A 22,501-nucleotide genomic window follows, 5' to 3' on the forward strand; every position below is an offset into this window, starting at 1 on the left:
CCGTGAGGCCCGCGGCACCCGGTGCAGATGCCACGCAATGATTGAATGGGAACATGACTCTGAGTTCACTTGCGGCGTTCGTCGGGTTGTGCGTAATTTTGGCCCTCACTCCAGGCCCTGACTCGTTCCTCGTCCTGAGGTACAGCTTGTCAAACGTCAAGACTGGCCTCTCAGCAGGTCTCGGTTCCTCACTAGGCAGTATCTTTTGGGCAGGGCTTGTCGGCATTGGATTGGCAGCCCTGCTGGAGCAGTCGGCCGAGGCCTACCGGGTAGTGAAGATCATCGGTGGCCTTTATCTGATTTACCTGGGGATCAGCGCCTTTATCCACAGCCGGCGCGGGCAGCCAACCCGTCAGGAAGAGGATGCCCCGGGGACGGGCCCCAAACTGCGCTCGAGTTTCTTCGCGGGACTTGTTTCGTGCATGCTCAACCCCAAAGTGGGTCTGTTTTTCCTCGCCGTAGTGCCCCAGTTCCTTCCTCCCGGGGAAGCATCCCTTGGGCTGACGATGATGCTCGGAGTCATCGACTTCGCAATTTCGATGCTCTACCTCGGAATCCTGTCTTTGGTGGCAACCAAGGCCGTTCTCTGGCTGAAGAGGCCATCTGTGACGAAAGCACTCGAACGGACCTCTGCCGCGATCCTTACCGCGCTTGGCCTGGGGACCGCGGTTTCAGCAAACAGCTGAGGGGGAATCACCTATTCGTTGTGAATAGTATTTGATCCCGCCGAAGGGCTTGGCAGCGTCCCGTACCTAGTGTTCCCGGTATGAGGCCTCTTTCAGCACGCAAGCCGTTGGCTGTGCAATTGTCCATCTTCCTGCTCGCGGGTGCCGTTGGAGCTGTAGGGCTCAGCGCTCCTCCTGCAAATGCTGCGTCAACAGAGCTTTCCGTCGCTCCGGATCCAACTCCCACCAAACGAGACTTCGCCAACGTCAATGGAGACACGTGGATCGTACCGGCCGGTGTGCGCTCCATCGATATCCGGGCCTGGGGCTCCGCCGGCGGCGGTGGCGGACCAATCAATATTCCTGGTACCGCTTTTGTTGTGAGCAATGATGGTCCTGGCGGAGCAGGGGCCGACATTCGCGCCACGCTGCAAGTGACGCCCGGCGAGACACTGAAGATTTACGCATCAACACCTGGCGGGGGAACAGGGTCGCGACACAACCCAGGCGGCGGGGGACTGGGTTTCATTCGCGGAGGTTCAGGTGGTACCGGTTCCCTCGCTGGATCTGCTGGCGGCGGTGGCGGCGGCGCGAGTGCCGTAGTCAACGGGCAAGGGACACCCCTTGTTGTCGCCGCGGGTGGCGGCGGGGGCGCAGGACACGGAGCTGCTTTCGTGTACTGCAATGGCGGTGCCGGCGGTGCCGCCAACCAGAATGGCCAGTCAGCTGACGGGTGGTGTGCGGGCGGGGCACCTGGCGCTCACTCTGGGGCTATCGGGCCTAGCGGCACAGCGGGAACCGGCGGTGGCGGAGCTGGAAATTCATCCAGCGGCGGTGGTGGAGGCGGTGGCGGCGGCGGTTGGCTCAGTGGTTCAGGTGCTCTTGGCAGCCGCGTAGGTGGCGCCGGAGGCGGTGGCGGCGGTGGCGGCAGCAGCTACGTTGTCCCAACCGCGAGCAACGTGATCAGGGGCTACAACGCGGGTAGCGGCCGGGTCAGCATCTGGTACACCCCCGACTACGCAACAACCACCGGCGTCGTCGCGACGACGAATCTTTCCATCTTCGGCACTCCCGGCGGCTACGTCGCAACAGTCGTCAACTCCGACCTTGGCGGGGTGGTTCCAAGCGGCGAGGTTGCGGTCACGGACAATAACGGCACGGAGCTTGCAACAGTTCCTGTCGACGCCGCTGGAACTGCCACCATCAGAGCAATCGACCTACCCGCGGGTTCCCACGCTCTCACCTTCAATTACCGCCCACGCAACACTGATTCCTACAAATTCCAGTCCTCCACGGCATCCCTGACCCAACTCGTACAGCCTCTCGCAACGCGGATCGTCAATACGACGGTTTCCGCCGATCTGCTGAGCAAGCCCGCTACGATAACGGGTACGGTGTCGGCTGACATGGCCGCGGCGATCGCGAAGGTCGCGATTGCTTCGAGCGCTTCTGCGCCTGCTGTGCCCACGGGGCAAGTGACTTTGAGTTTCAACGGCAACGTTCTCGGAACGGCGCCCTTGGATTCGCGAGGTGGCTTCACCACCGCGATCCCCTGGGCTGAGGGTAATCGCGCAGTTCAACTCAGCTACGACGGCGACACCAACTTCAAGTCCGCTGAACCGGTCACGGTTCAAGTGAACGCCGCGCGGGCCCAGGCGACCGTCCTTCTTGTTCCATCGTCAACTTCCGTCCTGGAAGGCCGAACCGTGGACGTACGGGTAAACGTCACGGCGAGCAGTCCGCTTCCGGTGCAGCCTGGCGGAACCGTCATTTTGACAGTTGACAACCAGGTCCGGCTGCCTGCGGTGACCCTGGTCTCCGGCTCGGCCGCTGTCACCCTTCCGGCGCTGTCCACGGGGAACCACGAAATAAAAGTGGACTACTCAGGCGACACCTATTTCCTGCCCGCTTCGGGAGCGCCGGCTTCAGTTGCCGTGACGGCTCCGGTCGTGCCCACGGTTCCGGAAGCAGTACCCGGCGCGCCGGGCACGGCGTCGTCCACGGTGGTCTTGCCCGTTGGGTCGACGGCGTCGTTTGGCAACCTGGCGTACACCGGGTCCAACGGTCCGGGCTTTGCCGGATTGGGACTCGGGGCCGTTGCCGCGCTCGTCCTGGGTTTGTTCCTCCGGCTCTGGAGCCGACCCCCACACTTTCGCGGCCCCCGCGGCGCACAGGGAGGAGTTTGATTTGCCCATAATATGGCGGCATGACGTCACGCACGGTCGTACATCCCGGACTATCAAACGATGACACTCCCGCCGCTGTACTGAAACGCACGCGCCAGTACAGTGGCGGGATTGTTGTGCTCACCGGGATTCAGGGGGTGGGAAAGACGACGTGGTGCTTGCAGCTCATGGATGCCCTGAGGCGGGCGAACGTGGTGGCGTGCAGTGCGGACACTTTTGAAAGTACCCTTCCGCTCTCCTTTGTTGACAAGCTTCTTGTGGCTCTAGGCCATCGCGAGGCCTATCCCCTCTCAGATCCTGTCATTGCCGCCCGCCAACTGTTGTCTGCGCTGGCTTCCCGGCCCAAGAACATTAGTTGCATTGTCATAGACAATGCCCAATGGATAGATGAACGCTCCGCCAAGGCCGTGCGGTTCGTGCTTCAGAGACTCGCCGACGACAGGATCACAGTTGTCTTGGCAGGTGTTTCAGGGCCCGGTACCGCCGCCATCGATCGGATGGTGTGTGATGACTTGTCCTGGGGCTTTGTCAAACGGGTCACCCTCGAACCGCTGAGTCCTGAACAGGTCCAGGATTACGTGGCGCGAGTCTGGGATCGAACGATGTCGGCGCGCACAGCGGAACGGCTTCGAGGGAGCACCGGAGGTACTCCCTTGTTGATCAACGCCGCAATGGAGCATGCAGCCGGGCCGGAATATTCCGCCCAGAACCCCTGGCCCGACGCGGTCCCGTATATCGCCCCCGGAAACAATCCCTTTGCCGCCATGCTCGACGCATTGGAGCTTGGACCTGCCCGATCCGTCGTCGAGTTTGTGTGTGTCAGTCGCGACCCGATTGAACAAGAGCGCGTGCTGCGAATTGGCGACGCTTTGAATGAACCAACGGATGTCGCGGCGGCATTGGCGAGCGGGCTGGTCCGGGGCACACGGATCGGGCAGACCGTTCAATTGCGCCCGTTTCATGATCTGCTCGCTGTCGGGGTGCGGGACAACCTCAAGAGCCACCGCTTGTCTTGCATCCATCGGGCAATTGCAGGCGAAGTCGATGATCCGAGACTTGCTCTGCAGCATCGATTGCTTGTGCAGGAACCCGGGACGGCCGAACTTTTTGCCGAGGTGTCCTCCGGCGTCGATCAAGCTTTAGCCGATGGCCAGCCGGAACTCGCGTTGCAATACCTACGCTCGGCGATGCACAGGTTCAGCGGAAGCCGCCGGGACGACTGCACCATCGAAGCCTGCATCGTTGCGTCCGTCCACCATTGCATTGCCGAAGTAATGGACCTTCTGCCTCAGGTGCAATCCATGCGTCCCGGCGCAGTGCGGGACTTCGCGCTGTTGCAGTTGCTTCAAATGAGGCCGGATCTGGACCGTGTCGGCCAATTTGCCGAAGATCTGATCACCAAAGAACTGAACCACCCTGACGAAGCCCTGCTGCGGGCCCACATTTCGTTGGCGATAGTCGTCTCACGGATGGTCTCCGACGACAAGTCCTCCACCGCCGTCGCTGTTGCCCAAGCGCACCGGTACCTGGAGCATCTGAGCCAGACCAAGGGGGCAGTCCACGACCCCCGGCTTCGGCACCTGCCGTCAGGAACGGAACTGGGCCTGCAATTCGATGGATTCAACCTCATCGGCGCAAGCGGCACCCAGGATCCGGACCTGATCTCGAAGGCTTTCGCGTCGCTCAGTGTACGGATCGCTGGTGCGAATGACAGTCCTGCCCTGGCCGACGCGCTGACCTGCAGAGCCGGCTTCCTCAGCGTGACTGGTGGCATCGAGCAGGCCACGGTCGATCTGGAGAGGGCCATGGAGGTCTCCGCTTCAACCGGTGCGGGCCTGGCAATCGGGCACACCAGGGTCGTGCTTGCATACTGCTATTTCCTGCTGGGGAGGGTGCAGGAAATGCTGACGGTGATCCGCACGGCGCAATTGCTTTCTCTGGATGTCAGCGATGTCTCCTCCCGCCCCCTCGTTTTCTCGATGTCCGCGGTCCTCGAGGCAGTACAAGGCCGCTCGGATACATACGAAGCTGCGTTGCGCCGCGCGGAAGAAGTCCGAATCAGCGAATATGACACTTTTGGAGTCGAGCTCAGTAGCCTCGCAAGGCTGGAACGGGCCCGTTCCCTAGGTGAATGGCAACAGCAGCTGGACGCATCCGAGGCGATCACCTTAGCCACGCCATCGACACACAGCTACAGGATTGACGCCCTGGCCGGACTAGGTCGTGCGGAGGAAGCGGACACGTTGTTGCAGGCCTGCAAGGATATGAACGGTCGCGGATGGTGGCCGGTGTATGGCTCGCTGGACTGGTTGGAAGGCAGGGTCAGCGAAGCGTATGGACTATCCAACCAGGCGGCCAAGTACTACCGGCTCGCGGCGAAGGAATCACGCTTCCCGTTGTCGCAGGGTATTGCCCACCTCGATCTTGGCCGGCTGCTCATCTCGCTTGGAAACACGAAAGCCGGCGCCACCGCGCTGAGGGGCGCCGTACGGATCTTCCTTGCACTCGGTGCCGCCCCGTACCTCAGCCGCGCGATGAAGTTGCTCGACGGGCTGAGCGACAGACCCGGCAATCCGTACCTCCACGCATTCGAGTCCCTTACTGGACGGGAACGGGAAATCGCCTTCTATGCCGAACGCGGCATGACCAATAAGCAAATCGCCGCCCAGCTATTTGTTTCGCCGGCAACTGTGAACTTCCATATTCGGAATGTTCTGGCCAAGCTTGGCCTCCGCTCCCGCCGGGAACTAGGTCAGCTATTCACTGCCGGTTTTGAAGGCTCCGCCCCGAGCCAAGCCCGCACGCGCCTGCGTCATCCCTTCTGATCATCGGGCTCAATGCCCCGCGGCGACGGCCGGAACGCTGCGGTCAAACGCCGTCAGGACCACCATCGATGCACCGATGGCGACCAGAATCCAGGCCAAAGTGTGGAAACCTGCGTCGGTGGCAGACGGCCCAAAGGCGATGCCGATGAGGCTGGAGGACCCGATCGCGCCCAAATACATTGACGTCCGCAGCAACCCCGAGGCAACCGCAATCTCCGCGGCAGTCGTTTGCAGGTACAGCGCCGCCTGATTGGCGAAACTGCTGAAACCGTTGGTCAGGCCCAGCAGCAGGGTCATTCCGATGAGCAGCACGACGCCGGAGCCGTGGTTCACCAGCAGCATCACGCCTGCGGAGAGCGTCAAAGCGATGCCCGAAAGGATCAACGGCCAACGGACCCAGGCCCGACCGGAGACGACCCGTGCCACGACGATGCTCAGCAGGCTCAGCGGAATCAGAATCAGCCCTACCATCGCCGGGTTCAGTCCCATGCTTTGTTCCATCCACTGGCTGGCCCCGTACATCGAGGCATATGTTGCCAGTGCGGCAAGGATCGAACGCAGGTAGGTACGCTGCAGCGGTCCGTTCCTGCCCAGCATCCGGACGTCGATCAGCGGACTGCGCGCATGCCGTTCCCGCAACAGCAGCACCCCCGCCAGCACCACGGCGAGGACGGCAAGCCACCAGGCCGGCGTCGTGAGCGCCGAAAGGAACACCAGCAGCGAGATGATCGCACCAGCAAAGAGGGCGATCCCCGGTAGGTCCAGCATTGTGAGCAGGCTGCCCAGGCCCTGTTTGCGAACCGGCGCGTCTTTCGCCACTCCGAGCAAAGTGAAGGTGAACGCCAGCAGGGCCAGCGGAATGTTGACCGCGAACAGGGCCCGCCAGCCGAACGCGCCGGCCAGCACTCCACCAAGGGGCAGGCCGACGACGGCGGTCACCTGGGCTGCGATCGAAAAGTTGCCCAGGACGCGGCCCGGCACGCCGATGCCGGACTCATCGGCTCGCCTGCGGACCAGCGCCATCGCCGTGGGGTAGCACGCTGAGGTCCCGACGCCGATGAGTGCCCGCGAAACGAGCAGCACGCCCAGGTTTGGAGCCAGCACTCCGACGACTCCAGCCAGCAGAAGAATAGCCACACCGGAGAGGAATACGCGTCTGGGTCCGAAGAGAACAGAGAGTTTCCCCATGGTCGGTTGGGCCACTGCGCTGCATAGGTACAGGACGGATATGAGCCCGGCGGTGGCGCCCGGACTCGAGCGAAAGTCAGCCCCGATGCCCACCAGCGCAGTGGCGATCATCGAGCTGTTGATCGGGTTCAGGGTGGAGCCAAGCAGCAGGGGTGCTGTAAACCTCCAGCCCAGCGGGTTCGACGGCCGATTCCCTTCGCCTGAAGCCGGGGCGCCGGCCGTATTCCGTGGGGGAGCCAGTGGTGAATTGCCCGAGTCCGCCGACAGGCTCGATGGCCGGGCAGCGTCGGGCGCGGTCACGACCGGGTGGCTTTGAGCACGTCCAGGATCTCTTGCGTCGTTCCGGTCTCGCCCAGTCTGGGAAAAATCGTCGTGACGGAGTTTTCGTGGGCGTTCATGGTCAGATCGGTCATCGCGTCGAGGGCCAAAGTGACATTAAGGCCGGCTTCGTGGGCGCTCCGCGCAGTGGATTCCACGCCAATGCTGGTGGCTACACCGGTCAGCACCACCTGGGTCACCCCAAGGTCTTCCAGGAGTGCGCCAAGACCGGTGTTGGTGAAGGCGCCCCACGTCTTCTTCGTGACAAGGTGATCGCTTGGTTGCTGGTTCAGTTCAGGGAGCAGTTCGGCGAAATCGGCGGGGAACTCCCTTCCCCCTGTGCTGCCTTGATCTGTCCGGCCGGGCGCGCCGCCGGTGACGTTGACCAGCACCACAGGCAGTCCCTGGCTGCGGAAGGCATCCGCGAGTGCAGCGGAATTCCGGACGACCGGCTCGAGGGGATGAGCTTTCGGGGAGGCAACTATTCCCCGCTGAAGGTCAACAATGATCAGGGCGGTCTGTGGGTCCAAGGTGGTGATGGTCATATGTATCACGGCTCCAAAAGGCGTTTGAGTAGGTGAATGGCGCCGGGCAACCGTTCCCGCTCGTCCGGCGTGAGTTTGGACTGGATGGTGCGGTAAAGCCAATCCGCCTTCGCCGCTCGGCTGGCGCTGATGCTCTCCCGGGCTTCGGTTGTGAGGGACAGGATCCTCTGACGGCCATCGGCCGGATCAGGGCCGCTCTCAACGAGTCCGGCGCCGGAAAGGGCGGAAATGATGGCACCCATGGACTGGGGACGCATTCCCTCGGCGCGGGCGAGCGCAGACAGCGTGGCACGGCCGTCACGCTCCAAGTGGATCAGCACGGCCTTTTGCGCATTCGTCAGGTTGTCCACTTGGGACTGCTCACGCAGCCGCCGGGTCAACTGGCCAATGAGGACACGAAGCTCGGCGGCAGCTTCGAGCATGCCCGCCGCGTCTGCATCCGGGTGGGGGTTCATAACAATGACGCTAGCAGATAGTAAGGCAAACTGAAAAGGTTGCCTTACTATCTATGTTTTTCGTGGCGCGACTGGCTACGAGGGTTCAGCAATCTCCACGGCTTCGCCGCTCACGACAATTCCGCCCTGCGGAGGAATGTCCACAGTGAGTACACTCGCGCGGCCGACGTGGCTGCCTTGGTGCACAATCACCCGGCTCGGCGTCTCCACGAGCGAAAGCAAACGGAGGTATGCGCCGAAAGCCGCGGCTGCTGAACCCGTCGCCGGATCTTCAGTGATGGTTCCTACCGGGAATAGGTTGCGCGAGTCGAACTCGCCTGTACCGATCTCACAGAGCGTCGTGACGGTGCCGGCCCAGCCCTGGGCATCGATCAGCGCGCGCATGGCATCCGGGTCGAAGGCGAAGGAGTCAAAGGTGTCCCGTTCGGCGAAGACAAGAATGGGGTGCCAGTTTCCGGCAAAAGCAACCATCGCAGGGTAGCCCGGGTGCAGTTCGCCTTGGCCCACGCCGAGCAACCCGAGCAGGGAATCCAGAACACCATCGGGGAACCCGGCAACCCGGGGTTCCACGCTCGTGAAGCTTGCCGTGACCGCAGCGCCGTGGGCCGCAGTCTCAATCACCACGGGCCTTACCTTCGTATCGAACACAAAGGTTCCCGCGCCATCACGACCTGACAGAGCGACAGCCAAAGCGATAGTGGCATGGCCGCAAAACGGTACCTCGGCGATGGGGGAGAAGTACCGCACACGGTTTCGGCGGGAGTCCCCGTCAACGGTCTTCTCCGTGACAAAGACCGTTTCCGCATAACCGATGTCGGCCGCAATGGCCTGCATCCCGGCGTCGTCGAGGCCGGTTGCGTCCAGGACTACTCCTGCCGGATTTCCTCCGTCGGACGTGGCGGTAAAGGCGGCAAAACGCAGTACATCCGGGGTCTTTTCCATCCGGATATCGTCGCACGGAAGGCGCCGTCATGATCGAACCGCTCTTGCCATTAACTCAGCGTTCGACGGCGGTACCCCGCCTTGGGCGTAAAGGCTTGGGAGAATGAGGGCAAGCAGCGTGGATCCAGAAGGGGTCCGCGGCCGTTGTTCGACGGGGTGAAACGACATGAGGTTGACGACCACGACCAACGTCTCAGTGGACGGCGTGATGCAGGGGTTGGGCGGAGCAGACGAGGATCGCCGAGGCGGCTTCGAGCGCGGGGGATGGGCGATACCACTTCTGGACACCGAAACCGGGGACTATCTCAGCCAGGTCTACGGCGGTGCGGCTGCGTTCCTCTTCGGCCGGCGGACATACGAGATTTTCGCCCCCTATTGGGGAGCGATGATCGATCCGAGCACGAACCCGATCGCGGCCGCACTGAACAGCCGGCCCAAGTACGTGGCATCGACCAGCCTCGCCGATCCGCAATGGGCGGGCACGACCGTCCTGTCGGGCAACCTCGCCACGGCCATCGGCGAGCTGAAGGCACATTACGACGGCGACCTGCTGGTGCCGGGCAGCGGTGCCCTGGTCCGATGGCTGCTCGCCAACGACCTGGTCGACCAGCTCGAGCTGGTCACCTATCCCGTGATCGTCGGCCAGGGCACACGGTTGTTCCCCGAATCCGGTCCGGACCTCGCGCTCGAGCTGGTCAACTCGCGGACGACGTCCCGCGGCATCACCATCCAGACTTATCGGCCTGCCGGGCGTCCGGAGTACGCAACGTCCACGGTCGGCCCTGAGGATGTGTTCTAAGGCCGAAATCGCGGTTTTACCGGCACCCCTGCGTATCAAGTTCGGGCGTATGGCCCAGGGGAGCGGGGGTGGTCGACAATGATTGGGCTGGCGTGTGATTCGGCGCGAAGATTACACGTTGGTGATCCCCGAATTGCATAAACCTGCTGACCACCGATTTGTGGATGTTGCTGAGGATGAAGGTTCCGTTGCGGGCTATGTTGACTGGAGCGTCGAACCACTGCGGGAGCGCGGGACGATCAACCTCCTCGCGGTGACTCCCGCCTTTCGCGGCGGCCATATCGGCCGCGAACTTTGCGAGCACGCAATTCGTGGAATGAAGGCTCTCGGGGCGAAGATCGTCGAAATCGGAACCGGCGGAGATCCGTTTCATGCCCGCGCGCTTTACGAGAGCCTTGGCTGCACGCTGATTCCCGTGGCGGTCTACTTCAGGGAACTCTAGGCCAGTGGTCGAAGGACTTCGACGCGCGGAGTGAAATGCGTTCGTCCGATGAGTCATACAGAGTACTACTGGTAACCGTGCATATTCGTGGTCAAACTATTCACCGGTCGTGGTCAAACTATTCACCGGTCGTGCGCTTCGGAACTCAGCCGTGGGTTTTGGTTCGAGTCGCCACGGGTAAAGAACCCATTCAGCATCGGTCAGCCTCCAAACCTCTCGTCGGCTCTCAGCTAGGTTCGAGTAGGACAAGTTCGACTAAGTCTGGCCCTGTGCCCCAGTTCCGAAGTATTTTGCGGGCGCTGTCGTACTGCTCGGCAAGTGCAGCTCGCTGCTCAAGAAGGGGAGAGAGATCGATGATGAAATCCAGCATCGGGTATAGGCCGCCGTCCGGATCCGATCTAAAACCATCCAGGCCGGCAAGCCTCAATCCAAGCTGCTGCGCCTTGTCTAGGGCCTCAAAAACTATCTTGATATCGATTAGAACAGTTGACTCGTCGACGCTCACTTGATCTGGGAACTCGGATGCCAGTGCCGAGATGAATTCGTCCTCCACCAATTGTTTCTCCAGTTTCCGTGAGCTTGGACGATTGCATTGTCCACGCGATTACCGTCGACGGGGCCGCAACCTTAAATCTTCTGATGCCCTTTGGATGCTCGCGTAATGCGACCTTGGCCTCGATGCTGCGGACGTTCTACGAGATCTCGTCGAGGATCTCGTGCGGCCACTCGTTTAGGAGTAGGTCCGAAAGGTCCTGGCGGGGACTGCTCACGCAATACGGCGTTTGCTCTGTGTCTCTGACGGCAAGCTCCACGGGCGCGCCCAGCAAGCCCCACGGATTGATGGCATTAGCGAGGTAGCCGGTTAGGCGCAAATCTGCATATTCAGGTTCCCACCCTACGGAGTACGCGCGTTGAAGCTCGTCGGGGTGGATGGATACCCAGACTCCCAAAGTGATCTTGCGGCCGCCGGCCAGCCTGATTGGTAGGAGCGCCCTCACGAACGGTCCTAGGTCTGGGGTCTGCATCATTACAGAGGTGTTGGGGTTCTCGTGGCTTAACCAGGCGCCGGGTACTAAATGTTGCTCTGGGCTTTGGAGTACTGGATCCGGCAACTGGAAGCGGAGATTCTTTTCGTGCTCAGCCGTGCTGCGCCCACACATAGTGCAACTGGCGCCTGTCTCTTGTTCCATGGGGCTCCTTGCCAGTCGCGGAATTCAAATCGCAGTCTAGCGGGCCGCCGCTTGGCCAAGCGCATAGCGTTGCCAATGTTCTGCGGCGGCGGCGGCGTGTTTCTGGGTCACTTGGTAGCTGTATCCAAGCATTTCGGCCACAGGTGGGGCCGGAACTTCCACGACCAGTCCCCGAAGGGACGCGTTGCGGGCTCCCAGGAGGTTGATCCCCACTTCCCGCAGTCGCTCCACGAGCGTGTTCGGGTGGATGTGTTGCGCGGGACGGTAGCCAGGAAACAACCACTCGCTGCCGATGCTGCTCCCGGTTCGCATGTTCGGACGTGAGGCCAGATGTTCTCTGAGCAACGACGCGAAGGGCTCGGGGACGGGTGCGGAGGAAGGATGATGATGCATCAGATGCAATAATCACGATTCTGCTGGCACCTCTGCGTATCAGGTACGGGTGTATTCGTTTGAGTATTTGCAGATGATCCGTAGGATTGCCTCCGTGTCACCAGCAACTTCGGACGGTCCGCCCCGCCCCCTGAGCGTCGGGGACGTCGTCGTCTGCCCGAACGACCTTCTTGGTGAGTGGGCCGCTGCACAGATCACGAACATCGATCCCGCTTGGAAGAAGGTCGGGGTGCTCGAACTCAATTGGTCGGGTCCCGAGCCGTCCACAACGGATGACTTGGGTGCAGTTGAGCCGCTCCGGCTCACCCACCATTCCTGGAAGGGCCAGTTGTCCCACGCCAACTGCGATTGGGTGCTCCCTCGGAGTTATCGAGTCCTCGGCAGGCTGCCACTGGTGCACGATCAGCGGTCGAATAGCTACACCAGCCGCTGGCGCGTGGGTGACCAACTTGTCCGACAACGCGTGTGGGACCGGGGCGAACATGACTGGCAAGAAACAGGCGCGCTCGAACTGACCCCTACGGAATTTGAGCAGGCCCTCGCCGACGGCGCACCATCTCAAAACGCGGTACGCAGCCTCAAGGCAACGGCGCTGTCCGAAGTAGACGGCGACCGGCTAACCGCCATCTTCCCCAACCTGACGCGTCTGACGCTAAGCGGAAGCCTCGGGCAGTTCGCGAACGCGGGCAAACTCAACCAGCTCAGCTCGCTCAAGGGCCTTTTCATCTCCGACTTATTCGGCATGACGAAGGCCGACTGTCTGCTCCCGGCCGAAGTTCCCGATCTCGAATACCTCGACTTACACAGCGTGCCTCAGGAGTACGCCCTTGCGATGCGGGCCCGGTGGCGGTCCGAGGTGGTTAACGGCACGAGCGTGGACATCTCGAAGGCACGCAAACCCGAGTGGGTGCAAGAAAATCTTGAGAACCCGCTTCGCGACTGGGACGGGCGCGAGCACATTACCGCAGCCCGATTCAAGAAAGCTGTCGAACAATTCAAGAAGACGCGGCGCGAAGTTCTCTCTATGCTCGGCCCTCGACAGGATGAGTCCACCTTGGCCCGTTTGATGGAACTTGGGCGCGGATATGCGGTTGCGTTCAATCGCCTCGATGGGCGGTCCCCGTTCATCGAGACGGAGGAGCGCGAGGAGTTGTTCGCCGCACTCAACACGGTTATGACTGAGCGGGAACTGGAGCTGGGCCGTTCTCTCGTGGCCGAGCGATCGGCTCTTCTCTCCGGAGTTGAAGGCGCGCGGGACTGGTGAACCACCTTGGCTTCCAAATGCTCCCATCTTCGGTGCAATGAGCGTATTCGTGGTGCAAGGCTCCTCTAATTAGGGTTCTTCGCGTCCGATTCCCGCCTCGGTTGAAAATCGGGTTCCTCGGTTCATTCGGGGTTCAGTCCGCTGGTCGACGTAGCGGGACCATGCGTCCCCGGCTGCGTCGGCGTGGAGGAACGCGACTTGGTAGCTGTAGCCGAGTGCGTCGGCGACCAGTGGTGGCGGGGTGACGGAGAGGTGTTGGTCCAGTGCAGCGTTTCGTGCGCCGAGCAGTTCAATTCCGAGGCGACGGAGTCGGAGCATGATCGTGTTCGGGTGGAGGTGCTGCCCTGCCCTGGTTCCTGGGAAGAGCCACGGGCTTTCCGTGCCCGATGCTGTTCTGAGGTTGGGGCGGTTCCGGAGGTGTTGGTTGAGGAGTTCTGCGAAAGGCTGCGGGACAGGCACTGGATGCGTGCCAAGTGAGATCGTGATCGTGCCGGTGATGTCGTTGATGCTAATGGCATCGGTGCGGAGCTCGGCGACCCGGACCAGTGGTTGGGCATAGAGGCGGAGCAGTGTCCCGGCGACTCTGTAGGGCAGGGACTCGCTGGTGCCTGTGAGCAGTTCCTTTAGCCAGGCAAGGTGTTGTTCCTGCGGGATGGCAGGCCTGCCCTTAGCGGCGTAGTGCCCGATTTCGATACCCATATTCGTGCCGGCCTTTTTCGCGAAGATGAAGAAGGTCCGGATGGCTTTTCTGGTGGTCGGTCCACTCGTGAGCCAGGTGTCCACGTCCTGCTGGGTGCAGGTGCCGGCGGTGCGGTGGTGGGTCTGCCAGACCCAGTCGAGGAACTTAATGGTTTCGGTGATTTCCTGTTTAGCTGCGTGCACCGGGCTTTGGACCGATTTGTCCGGCGTTGCCATGGCGCGGATGCGTCTGAGGTGGTGCCATTTTGCGAAATGCTCGACGGGTTTGGCAACTTCGGCGGCCAGGGGGCGGAGCTTGTTGTCGATCCAGGCTTCGAAGCGGTTCAGGTAGGGGTCCTGATGGGGGAGGAGCCCGTGATGGACGAGTAGTGCCCGGAGATGGTCAGCTGCCCGTCCTGCCGTTTCGCGGTGACCGTCGAGGCCGTCGTGGGTCAGGGGAGTCTGTCCGCTCGAGATGGAGGTCAGGAGCGTCTGGACCTTGGCGGAGCGTTTCCAGGTGATGATGCTTTCCGGTCGATCGGCTTGGTAGAGGACATCGACCAAGCGGTTTGCGGTTATCCGATCCGCCGCATTCGTGAGCTGCAAGGCGGTGAGGTCGTCCCTGAGTGCGCAGCGGGGCGCAGATGCCGCGGCGGTAGAACTCACCTTCCTGGTTGCAACGGGCGCAGTGGAAGTTGTGGAGGATACCGGCGCAGGGTGCGCATCGTGGTCCTCCATCCTGTGCGGGTGGGCCGGGGAGTAGCCTGCGGTGGCCGCAGTCGGGGCAGGTGCCGTGGGTGCGGGTCGCCACGGTGAAGCAGGGACCGCAGATCTTGCCTTCCGGCCAGCTCGCCCGGGTCTTGTCGGCGTTGCGGCCGCAGCGGGCGCACTGGACGGTTCCGCTTGTGCGGGGCCGTCCGCGGACGGTGTGACGCGGGAGGAGTCCTTCCGGGAGTTCAGTGGTCATCGTCGATGATGCGGGCCCGGCGCGGGCGGACGGTGCGGTTGAGGTCCACGACCTTGGGGGAGTTGGCGGTTCCCGTCTTGCGTGCCCGGACGTCGGCGGCGGTGACGGTGATGAGGTCTTCGGGTCCGCAGGAGAAGATGTCGCAGATCGCAGCGATGACCTGAAGAGCGACCCGTTCGGGCTTCTGGTTATTGAAGTCGGAGAAAACCCCTGAACGCCGCGGCGCAAGGCATCTCAAACGCATGGCGCGGAATTCCGCGGGAGAGGGTCTGATTGATTCATCTGATGCGATACGCAAAGTACTACTTTACATAATGTAGATTATCGGCGTTAAAAGCACGGAAGTTGCATTGGGCCTCGTCCAACAATGTCCGTTCTCATTCCAGATGTCAGTGTCCTTTTCCATCTAAGGTGACGCAGTTCCAGCTTATTTGACGCGTTGTCCGGCGTGTTTCATTACAGGTGACGCATTGGGCTGATCGGTGTCACTACAGTTGACGCATGTTCGCGTCGGTGGCGCTGGCAATGAACGAGGCAAGCTGGCTTGACCGGCTCGCCAGTTCGTGTGTACTCACGGTTCGTGAACACGCTGGTGCGTCGCTGAGTTCACAGGGCGTGGCGGGAGCCTTGGGGCTGAAGTTTGAGGACTTCGCTCCCGTCCGGTCGACCGCCGTATTTAAGGGTCAGCGTAATTTCTCCGGCGAATGGTGGTGCTCAACCAACGGCCGGATGGTTCCGTATGAGTCGTGGCTTGAACGCGACCATCTGATGAGCATGGACCGCGCCCCGAGAATCATTGGTATCGCCTCCCAACCCTTCAGGATCGACTTCAAACTGCCCGACGGGCCGCGATGGCATGTCCCGGACTTCTTCGCGCGCCTCAAGGACGGATCCGCACTTGTTGTTGATGTCCGGCCCGACAGCAGGATAAAGGACCGGGACCGCCAGGTATTCGAGGCGACCGGTTCCCTCTGCCGCGGACTTGGTTGGAAGTACAAGCGTGTGGGTGGACTCCCCCGCGTCTACCTGGCAAATCTGAGATGGCTCTCGGGCTACCGGCATCCGCGGTGCCTGGTGCAGGACATCTCCGCAGCCATCACCGGGTACTTGAGCGGTGCTCCTGGTTCCCGTGCGCTTGGGCAGGTAGCGGGCGTTGTCGGCGATCCCGTGGCCACGTATCCCACCCTCTACCATCTGATGTGGTGGGGCACCATCAGCGCCGATCTCAACGGGACCCCGCTCGGGCCCCACAGTATCCTCCGGATCGCCAGATAGCGATGAGACCAATCGCGGAACATGTACTCCGGGTCGGCGGACACCTTGAACTCCGCGGCCAGGCATACCGGTTGCTGAGCCTCAACGGGAACATGGCCGTCCTTTCAGCCGCTGACATGGCCCCCACAGCGGTCAACGTGCAGGAACTCTTCGCCGACCCGACATTCATGCCCGGGACGGGCCCGGCTCCTGGCCGCCGGTCACCGGCTTCTCTGGCGGTCTTCGAAGCACTGCCGGCAGACGTTCAGCAACGAGCACGATGGCTGGAAGAGCACATTACGGAAGTCATTGACGGGGTGCCTGTCTCGGCAGAACTGGGGGCAAGGCCCCGACCCGCATTTGATCCAGTCCATAGGACCCTCCGGCAGCGCGAGTTAGCCAAGCACCACGAGCTCACAGCCGGCGGAGAGAACTTGCCGTTTCGGTCTTTTCAACGCCTCCGGGCCGGCTATCAGCAGCGCGGCATCACTGCACTCGTTGACCAACGGCTGATCCGCCGAACGCCAGTGGCAGGCCGGGTGGACGACCGGGTCGTGGCGGTGCTGCTGCGGGTTCTGGAAGAAAACACAGGCCGCTCCTCGGGCACCATGGACCGGCTCTTCCGGGATGTGAAGACGCGCGTTGCTGCTGAGAATAGGGATGGAACTGTCCCTATGCCGTCACTGTCAACATTCCGGCGCCTGGTCAGCAAAGTGCGGGAAGGCCGGCATGCGACTGGTTCGGCCCGGACCAGGAGGACGCTGGATCAGCAACCGGATGGCCCGTTCGGAGCCGTGTATCCGGTGCGTCCGGGCGAATTGATGCAGATTGATTCCACCCCTCTGGACATTGCCGTTGAACTCGACTCGGAAACCGTTGGGCGGGTGGAGTTGACCGCGTTGGTTGATATTGCCACGCGCAGCATCTGCGCGGCGGTGCTGCGCCCGACCACCAAAGCCGTCGATGCCGCCCTGCTGTTGGCTCGCTGCATGACACCTGAGTTGATGCGCCCTGGCTGGCCGGAGGCCGTTGCGATGGCCGCCTCAGCGTTGCCCTACCGGTCCTTGCGATCGATCGACGATCGGCTGGAGGGAGCGGCGGCAAAACCGGTGATCGTGCCCGAAACCATAGTGTGTGACCACGGCAAGGCCTACCTGTCGACCGCGTTCAAAAGCGCCTGCCGTTCCCTGGGCATCAGCCTGCAGCCGGCCCACCCGGACACGCCCACGGACAAGCCCGTCGTCGAACGGACGTTGCAATCCGTCGGCACGTTGTTCGCCCAATACGTCACCGGCTATCTTGGATCGTCCGTCGAACGGCGGGGCAAGAACGCCGAACATGAGGCGGTTTTCTCCCTTCCGGAGCTACAGGACCTTCTGGATGAGTGGGTCATTACCGGCTGGCAGAATCGTCCCCACGATGGGCTGCGTGATCCCTTCACACCTGACAGGACTCTCACCCCCAACGAAAAATATGCTGCCCTGCTCGCCGTCACTGGCTATGTGCCGGTGCCGCTGACCGGCGCGGATTACATCGAGCTGCTCCCGGCGGAGACCCGGGTCATCAACTCCTACGGCGTCAAGATCAGACACCGCATCTACGATGCCAAAGAACTCAACCCGTACCGAGGCCAGGACTCCGGCATCAAGGCGCTGAAGAATCTTTGGGAAATCCACTACGACCCCTACGACATCACCCGGGTCTGGGTCCGTAACCACCACGATGGCGGCTGGATCATCGCGTACTGGCGACACCTGAACTCCGCGCCCCAGCCGTTCGGGGAAGTGATCTGGGAACGAGGACGACAAATCGTCGCTGACCGCGGCGTCACCAGCCCTTCCCAGGAAAGCATCGCAGCAGCCGTGGACGAACTGCTGGATCGAGCCGCGCCAACACCGAAAAATCCCCGGAAGTCGGCCCGAGACAAAAGAGCTCTTGCCCGCCAAGCCGCCACTGCCACACCCGGCTGGCCCCGCCCGCCGGCTCAGCCGGCTTCCGAAGACAACCAGAACACGCCTACGGACGTCTATGACAATTCCGACGATCAGGACAACACTGAGGAACTCGCAAAAATCATCCCGCTGAAGATTTACGATGCCAGAGCAGAGGCAGAGAAATGGTGGTAGCCCCGGAACTTCCCATGTTCAGCCGCGCGCCGACGACCACGCTGGAGGGTTGGCGCAGCTTCGTGGACGCCGAGCCCGCAGACCTGGCCCCGCTCCCGGACAGCGATCTGGAAGCCCTCACTCCGGTGCGGCGTGAACTCTACGACGAGCAACGGATCAGTTACCACTCTGAACTCGTCATCGTCCAAACCTCCACAGTCCGCAGCATCATCCATCAGGGACGACTGCTGACCATGCTGAACCAGCGCGAAGTCAGCGCGCGCCGCGGCCTGGTCGTCTCGGGTCCGTGGGCCTCAGGAAAAACCACCGCCATCAAACAACTCGGAAAGACCCATGAGCTGCGCATCAGGCGCCGCTACCCGGGTCAGAACCGTATCCCCGTCGTCTACATCACCACCCCGCCGAAAGGCTCCCCGCGAAAACTGGCCAGCGAGTTTGCCAACTTCCTCGGCATCCCCCAGCGACCCCGGCACAACGTCACCGACATTGCCGACGCCGTCTGCCAGGTCCTGACAGACGCGCGGACCGATCTGGTCATCGTCGATGAAATCCACAACCTGAACCTGGCTACCAGTGCCGGTGAGGACATGTCCGACCACCTGAAGTACTTCGCCGAACACCTGCCCGCCACGTTCGTCTACGCGGGCATTAACGTCGAGAACTCAGGCCTGTTCACGGGCCTGCGTGGACGCCAGATCTCAGCCCGGTCCGTCCTCAAGACCACCGGCCCGTTTCCCTACGGTGAGGAATTCAGATCCCTGATCGCCACCCTCGAAGACGCGCTCCGGCTCCACGACCACGCTCCCGGAACACTCACCCGGAACGCCCGGTATCTGCACCGGCGCACCGGCGGAGGCATCAGCAGCCTCTCGCACCTCATCCGTCAGGCCGCCATCAGCGCCATTCTGCTGCAGACCGAACGCATCGACCGTCAGCTACTTGACGAGACCGTCATCGACCATGCTGCCGAAGTCGCCGGTCCCAGCCCGGCAGCGCGGACCGCGCCGTGAGCGTCTCCGGTGCCTTCCGGCCTCTCCCCCGCCCGATACGCCCCTACCCGGATGAAACGACGGCCTCCTTCCTGCGGCGACTCGAAAACGCAAACGCCCTGATTCCGGGGCAACTGCGCCACGCACTGCGCAGCCAGGGAGAGCCCTGGCTGAACACGCTGTCGGCGTGGAGTGGACATGACCCGGACGTGCTCTCATTGGCCATGCCGCAGCTACTCCGCGACGGAGACCACCACTTCCCTGACCGTGTCCTCGCGGGCCGGCCCAACCGCACCATACGCGGTATCGCCTGCCGACGGTGCGCGCAGGCCCGCAGCATCGGCGGAAACATCGAGATCTACACCACCCACGACAAAGTCATTTGTCCCCGTCACGGACTCTGGATCGGCGAGGGAACAAACTCCTGCGTCGACCAGCTCCCGCTGCGCGACTGCCCGGAAATCACGACTGCCTGGAGACACCACCGAAACCTGATCACACGCCTCGGCCGCGCCCGAGTCCGCACGGCGTGGCAGGCCTCCAGCTGGATCAACTGGCGGTGGTACCAACAGGCCCGCCAGCCACGAACATTCCGCATCCGACACCGGATTCTGTCCAAGAATGACCGGATCCCGCAAAAGCAGGCCGCCGCCGCAGCAGCGCTCTATCTGCCGACAGCGGCGCTTGCCTCCGTCATCGCCTCGCCATACTGGGAAAAGATCGCCCATTCCAGGCACCCCCAACCGTTCCTCGACAGAATCAGGCACGAAGTCACCGAAGGCTGGCTGCCGCCGCAAGGCATCTACGATCCGCTGCGCCAATGGATGCTCGAAGACCGCGCAGACGACCTTGTTTCCGACTCAATTAGCCCGCCCGGCCCCTGCGGCCAACCACACGATTCGCCGCCCTGCGACAACTGAAATGAACAAAAACGGGTGATCCTGTTCCACTACGGTTGTCGCACCCGCGTCTGGGGCAGGAACCTGCGTCAAGTTAGATGGAAACGGACAGTCAGTTTTCGCATTCAACGTGTCAGTTGACGGATTCCGGGTGATTCTCAGTTAAGTTGTCAGGGTGCCGGTGTTGGCTTCGGCTTCGTGGCAGCAATAGTTCACCTTCTCAGCACCACGCTTCCCACATTCAATCCGGTATTTGTCCCTTGGTATCTGTTCTACCTATTCCCTGAAGTCCTCTTTATGACGATTCTTGGAGCGTTAGTCGCGGGAGCAGTGATCGCTGCACGGTCGGGAATGGCCAAGGAAGCAAACCGCCGGGCGCGAGCGATTCTCTCGGGCGTTGTGGCCTTCGCAGTTTCAGGCGTGTTGGCCCTTGGAATCGCCAGCGCTACAAACACAGGGGACCCATTGGTGGTCGCGGTGATCACTGGCGCCCTGGTGGGTGGCGCCTTTGCAGTACTTTCCCACCGGCACATAACAGAAGCCTGGGAGAAATAGGACATTCATGTGCATCCAGCGGGCATCGAGCTGCCGAATTACGGAACTGACAACATGAACGAGAAATATCCGTCTGAATTTTTCTCATCCAACCTGTCAGTTCCCACGTCGCTACTGACAACTGCATTGAGAACGGACACCAAAAAGTCCGCGACGCCACGAAAACCCCTCGCGATTGCCATTGCCTCGGTGCATTGCGCTGGCCCGCCCCGCTCCAGGATGCCCCGCCAAAGGAGCTCCCGCTCCTCGTCAGCCAGGTCCACTTCGACTTAGGCTTTCGTATTCATAGTCACTCTCCGCGGGTTAGTTCCTGGGACAAATACGTTGCTCCTCCCCACCAAGGCTCCGTCACTGCGACCTCGACACCGGGGCCCAAATCGGTGCGCAACTCGTGCAGCAGAACCACACTCTTGGCGATCCACTCCGCATTTCCCGGACCATCGAGCGAATTCTCTCCTCTTCACACTGCGAGTTCCACAACCTGACCCGTTCAGTAAGTTCGGGCGAAATACCGAGCGATCCCAGATCGACAGACTTCCCCTCGTTGGTCCACAAAGGTCCGGAACCATAGTCCGGCCAGAACTCCAATCGCGTCATGATCCGAGTATCCCCCGATAACTGGCCCAGAAGGCTACCCAGTCATGCCGCAAACGATGCAACTATCCCTGGCTACTCTCGCCCAGTTAAACCACGGGCGCGTAGGTGGGATGCGAGAGCTTCAAATCCTGATGGATAGCAGAACCCTCCGATGAGGAGTCACTCCATTGTTGCTGGCGGATCGAGGATCTGAGCTGAGCTTGTCGGTAAGGTGCGCCTGGCAGTGAAGTCGACTTTCCAAGAGTCCAGTTCGAACAATTCATCATTCTGGTCAACGTTCAAAATCACTACAACGGGAACCCCATCAGCGTCCTTAAACCAAGCCTCACACAGCGTTTGTCCATACTGCGGATCCGAGCTGGTAGATGCAAAACGCAGGCTCCCCATGCCTCCGTCGTCCATGTCAGCGACCCTTAGGGAAGGAACATCCACTGCTAGCCCCCTGACTGCCCGCCGGCGTAGTTCTCGGAGCAGTAAGATTTCTCCGTTCTTGAGGTGTCGGTAATGCACGTCCTTACCAGGATTCATTACGCCAGCTTCTCACGGCGGCCCAACACCCCAAACGGTCAACTGGGCACCCCAGCTACTCCAGCCCATAAATACCCGCGCATGCCAGTTAAACCACGGTGGGACTCACACTGATCCTCGCCATGCCTCCACCCTAATTTCAGCTAACTGCACTTTCGACGCAGGTCTTGGCTAGCAGGCCGCAATGTAGCGTTCTCGCCCCAGGGGATCCGGGCCGCGGGGCGCGGCGATCTTGCCAGCGTGATGACCCGAACTCGACGGTAGTTCCTCAGCTGTCCAGAAAGGCTAATCGGAGTCCGGCTGGCCGGTTTGGGGTTCTGCCCATTCGAGGGCGGCCACGAGGAGACTCTCGTTGGGAAGGGACTGCTGCTCGGCGGTGGGTAGCTTGTCGTAGGTGTAGGCGGCTACGGCCATGGGTGAGGTCGAGCGGCCGAGGCTGTACCTGACGCTGCGGTCGTTCTTGGTGCCGCAGATCAGGATGCCGATCGTTTCGTTGTGATGCTCACGGCGAAGGACATCATCGACAAGCGCGACGTAGAAATTGAGCTTTCCGGCAAACTCGGGCTGGAACTTGCCAGTCTTAAGCTCAACGACCACGTAGCGGGATTGTTCGGTGTGGAAAATTATCTGGCGCCTGAGGGCCGGTGACATCGATGTGATCCACGCACGGCGTGGTGCCCCGAAAACTACGTGCTT

22 protein-coding genes are annotated in these 22,501 nt (G+C 61.7%); 11 read left to right on the forward strand and 11 right to left on the reverse strand.

What is annotated here, in order from left to right; translation table 11 throughout:
* The first annotated feature begins 53 nt into the window (after nucleotides 1-53).
* The 3 genes from ABH924_RS02675 to ABH924_RS02685 all read left to right on the forward strand — a co-directional run bounded on the left by ABH924_RS02675 (nucleotide 54) and on the right by ABH924_RS02685 (nucleotide 5,676).
* Complete coding sequence (locus ABH924_RS02675) at nucleotides 54-686, forward strand: LysE family translocator (RefSeq protein WP_404496686.1); 633 nt, start codon at nucleotides 54-56, stop codon at nucleotides 684-686.
* A gap of 80 nt (nucleotides 687-766) precedes the next feature.
* A complete protein-coding gene (locus ABH924_RS02680) occupies nucleotides 767-2,851 on the forward strand; it encodes an Ig-like domain-containing protein (RefSeq protein WP_404496688.1) in 2,085 nt (694 codons plus the stop codon).
* A 20-nt stretch (nucleotides 2,852-2,871) separates the two neighbouring features.
* Nucleotides 2,872-5,676 (forward strand): LuxR C-terminal-related transcriptional regulator, encoded by a 2,805-nt coding sequence (locus ABH924_RS02685; RefSeq protein ID WP_404496690.1) that lies wholly within the window; start codon nucleotides 2,872-2,874, stop codon nucleotides 5,674-5,676.
* 9 nt (nucleotides 5,677-5,685) lie between these two features.
* On the opposite strand, the gene ABH924_RS02690 is transcribed toward ABH924_RS02685, so the two are convergent.
* The 4 genes from ABH924_RS02690 to ABH924_RS02705 form a co-directional block, all read right to left on the reverse strand.
* The gene (locus ABH924_RS02690) at nucleotides 5,686-7,164 is read right to left on the reverse strand and encodes an MFS transporter (protein WP_404496692.1); all 1,479 of its coding nucleotides are present in this window, start codon (nucleotides 7,162-7,164) and stop codon (nucleotides 5,686-5,688) included.
* A complete protein-coding gene (locus ABH924_RS02695) occupies nucleotides 7,161-7,727 on the reverse strand; it encodes a cysteine hydrolase family protein (RefSeq protein ID WP_234749260.1) in 567 nt (188 codons plus the stop codon). The genes ABH924_RS02690 and ABH924_RS02695 overlap by 4 nt, the downstream gene beginning before the upstream one ends.
* A gap of 5 nt (nucleotides 7,728-7,732) precedes the next feature.
* Nucleotides 7,733-8,182: a MarR family winged helix-turn-helix transcriptional regulator gene (locus tag ABH924_RS02700; RefSeq protein WP_284982912.1), complete on the reverse strand. Its 450-nt coding sequence runs from the start codon at nucleotides 8,180-8,182 to the stop codon at nucleotides 7,733-7,735.
* Nucleotides 8,183-8,257: 75 nt separating this feature from the next.
* Nucleotides 8,258-9,124 (reverse strand): PhzF family phenazine biosynthesis protein, encoded by an 867-nt coding sequence (locus ABH924_RS02705; protein WP_404496694.1) that lies wholly within the window; start codon nucleotides 9,122-9,124, stop codon nucleotides 8,258-8,260.
* 166 nt (nucleotides 9,125-9,290) lie between these two features.
* Between ABH924_RS02705 and ABH924_RS02710 the strand changes: the two genes are divergently transcribed.
* Together ABH924_RS02710 and ABH924_RS02715 are read left to right on the forward strand one after the other, a co-directional pair.
* On the forward strand, nucleotides 9,291-9,923 hold the full coding sequence (locus ABH924_RS02710) for a dihydrofolate reductase family protein (RefSeq protein WP_404496696.1): 633 nt from the start codon (nucleotides 9,291-9,293) through the stop codon (nucleotides 9,921-9,923).
* 118 nt (nucleotides 9,924-10,041) lie between these two features.
* Complete coding sequence (locus ABH924_RS02715) at nucleotides 10,042-10,365, forward strand: GNAT family N-acetyltransferase (protein ID WP_404496698.1); 324 nt, start codon at nucleotides 10,042-10,044, stop codon at nucleotides 10,363-10,365.
* Between the two features lie 226 nt (nucleotides 10,366-10,591).
* On the opposite strand, the gene ABH924_RS02720 is transcribed toward ABH924_RS02715, so the two are convergent.
* The 3 genes from ABH924_RS02720 to ABH924_RS02730 form a co-directional block, all read right to left on the reverse strand.
* Complete coding sequence (locus tag ABH924_RS02720) at nucleotides 10,592-10,918, reverse strand: hypothetical protein (protein WP_404496699.1); 327 nt, start codon at nucleotides 10,916-10,918, stop codon at nucleotides 10,592-10,594.
* Nucleotides 10,919-11,057: 139 nt separating this feature from the next.
* Entirely contained in the window at nucleotides 11,058-11,555 is a 498-nt protein-coding gene (locus ABH924_RS02725) for a DUF2199 domain-containing protein (RefSeq protein WP_404496701.1), read from the reverse strand.
* Nucleotides 11,556-11,591: 36 nt separating this feature from the next.
* Nucleotides 11,592-11,867 carry a hypothetical protein gene (locus ABH924_RS02730; protein ID WP_404496703.1) on the reverse strand — a complete coding sequence of 92 codons (276 nt, stop codon included), beginning with the start codon at nucleotides 11,865-11,867 and terminating at the stop codon, nucleotides 11,592-11,594.
* A 175-nt stretch (nucleotides 11,868-12,042) separates the two neighbouring features.
* Here ABH924_RS02730 and ABH924_RS02735 point away from each other — a divergent pair, with 175 nt between their 5' ends.
* Entirely contained in the window at nucleotides 12,043-13,212 is a 1,170-nt protein-coding gene (locus tag ABH924_RS02735) for a hypothetical protein (protein ID WP_404496705.1), read from the forward strand.
* Nucleotides 13,213-13,281: 69 nt separating this feature from the next.
* Here ABH924_RS02735 and ABH924_RS02740 read toward each other — a convergent pair whose 3' ends face one another.
* Nucleotides 13,282-14,556: a recombinase XerD gene (locus ABH924_RS02740; protein WP_404496707.1), complete on the reverse strand. Its 1,275-nt coding sequence runs from the start codon at nucleotides 14,554-14,556 to the stop codon at nucleotides 13,282-13,284.
* Nucleotides 14,557-14,846: 290 nt separating this feature from the next.
* On the reverse strand, nucleotides 14,847-15,101 hold the full coding sequence (locus tag ABH924_RS02745; protein ID WP_404496709.1) for a helix-turn-helix domain-containing protein: 255 nt from the start codon (nucleotides 15,099-15,101) through the stop codon (nucleotides 14,847-14,849).
* Nucleotides 15,102-15,358: 257 nt separating this feature from the next.
* Between ABH924_RS02745 and ABH924_RS02750 the strand changes: the two genes are divergently transcribed.
* From ABH924_RS02750 to ABH924_RS02770, 5 genes are all read left to right on the forward strand, one after another.
* On the forward strand, nucleotides 15,359-16,132 hold the full coding sequence (locus tag ABH924_RS02750; RefSeq protein ID WP_404496711.1) for a TnsA-like heteromeric transposase endonuclease subunit: 774 nt from the start codon (nucleotides 15,359-15,361) through the stop codon (nucleotides 16,130-16,132).
* Between the two features lie 2 nt (nucleotides 16,133-16,134).
* On the forward strand, nucleotides 16,135-18,237 hold the full coding sequence (locus ABH924_RS02755; protein ID WP_404496713.1) for a Mu transposase C-terminal domain-containing protein: 2,103 nt from the start codon (nucleotides 16,135-16,137) through the stop codon (nucleotides 18,235-18,237).
* Nucleotides 18,228-19,247 (forward strand): TniB family NTP-binding protein, encoded by a 1,020-nt coding sequence (locus ABH924_RS02760; protein WP_404496715.1) that lies wholly within the window; start codon nucleotides 18,228-18,230, stop codon nucleotides 19,245-19,247. The genes ABH924_RS02755 and ABH924_RS02760 overlap by 10 nt, the downstream gene beginning before the upstream one ends.
* The gene (locus ABH924_RS02765) at nucleotides 19,244-20,146 is read left to right on the forward strand and encodes a hypothetical protein (protein ID WP_404496717.1); all 903 of its coding nucleotides are present in this window, start codon (nucleotides 19,244-19,246) and stop codon (nucleotides 20,144-20,146) included. Before ABH924_RS02760 ends, ABH924_RS02765 begins: the two co-directional genes overlap by 4 nt.
* 276 nt (nucleotides 20,147-20,422) lie before the next feature.
* Entirely contained in the window at nucleotides 20,423-20,680 is a 258-nt protein-coding gene (locus ABH924_RS02770; RefSeq protein ID WP_404496718.1) for a hypothetical protein, read from the forward strand.
* A 756-nt stretch (nucleotides 20,681-21,436) separates the two neighbouring features.
* Here the strand turns inward: ABH924_RS02770 and ABH924_RS02775 are convergent.
* Together ABH924_RS02775 and ABH924_RS02780 are read right to left on the reverse strand one after the other, a co-directional pair.
* Nucleotides 21,437-21,805: a DUF6984 family protein gene (locus ABH924_RS02775; RefSeq protein ID WP_404496719.1), complete on the reverse strand. Its 369-nt coding sequence runs from the start codon at nucleotides 21,803-21,805 to the stop codon at nucleotides 21,437-21,439.
* 285 nt (nucleotides 21,806-22,090) lie between these two features.
* Entirely contained in the window at nucleotides 22,091-22,456 is a 366-nt protein-coding gene (locus ABH924_RS02780; RefSeq protein ID WP_404496721.1) for a PDDEXK nuclease domain-containing protein, read from the reverse strand.
* Nucleotides 22,457-22,501: the final 45 nt, after the last annotated feature.

The organism is Arthrobacter sp. GAS37, from assembly GCF_044908325.1.
GTDB lineage: Bacteria > Actinomycetota > Actinomycetes > Actinomycetales > Micrococcaceae > Arthrobacter > Arthrobacter ramosus.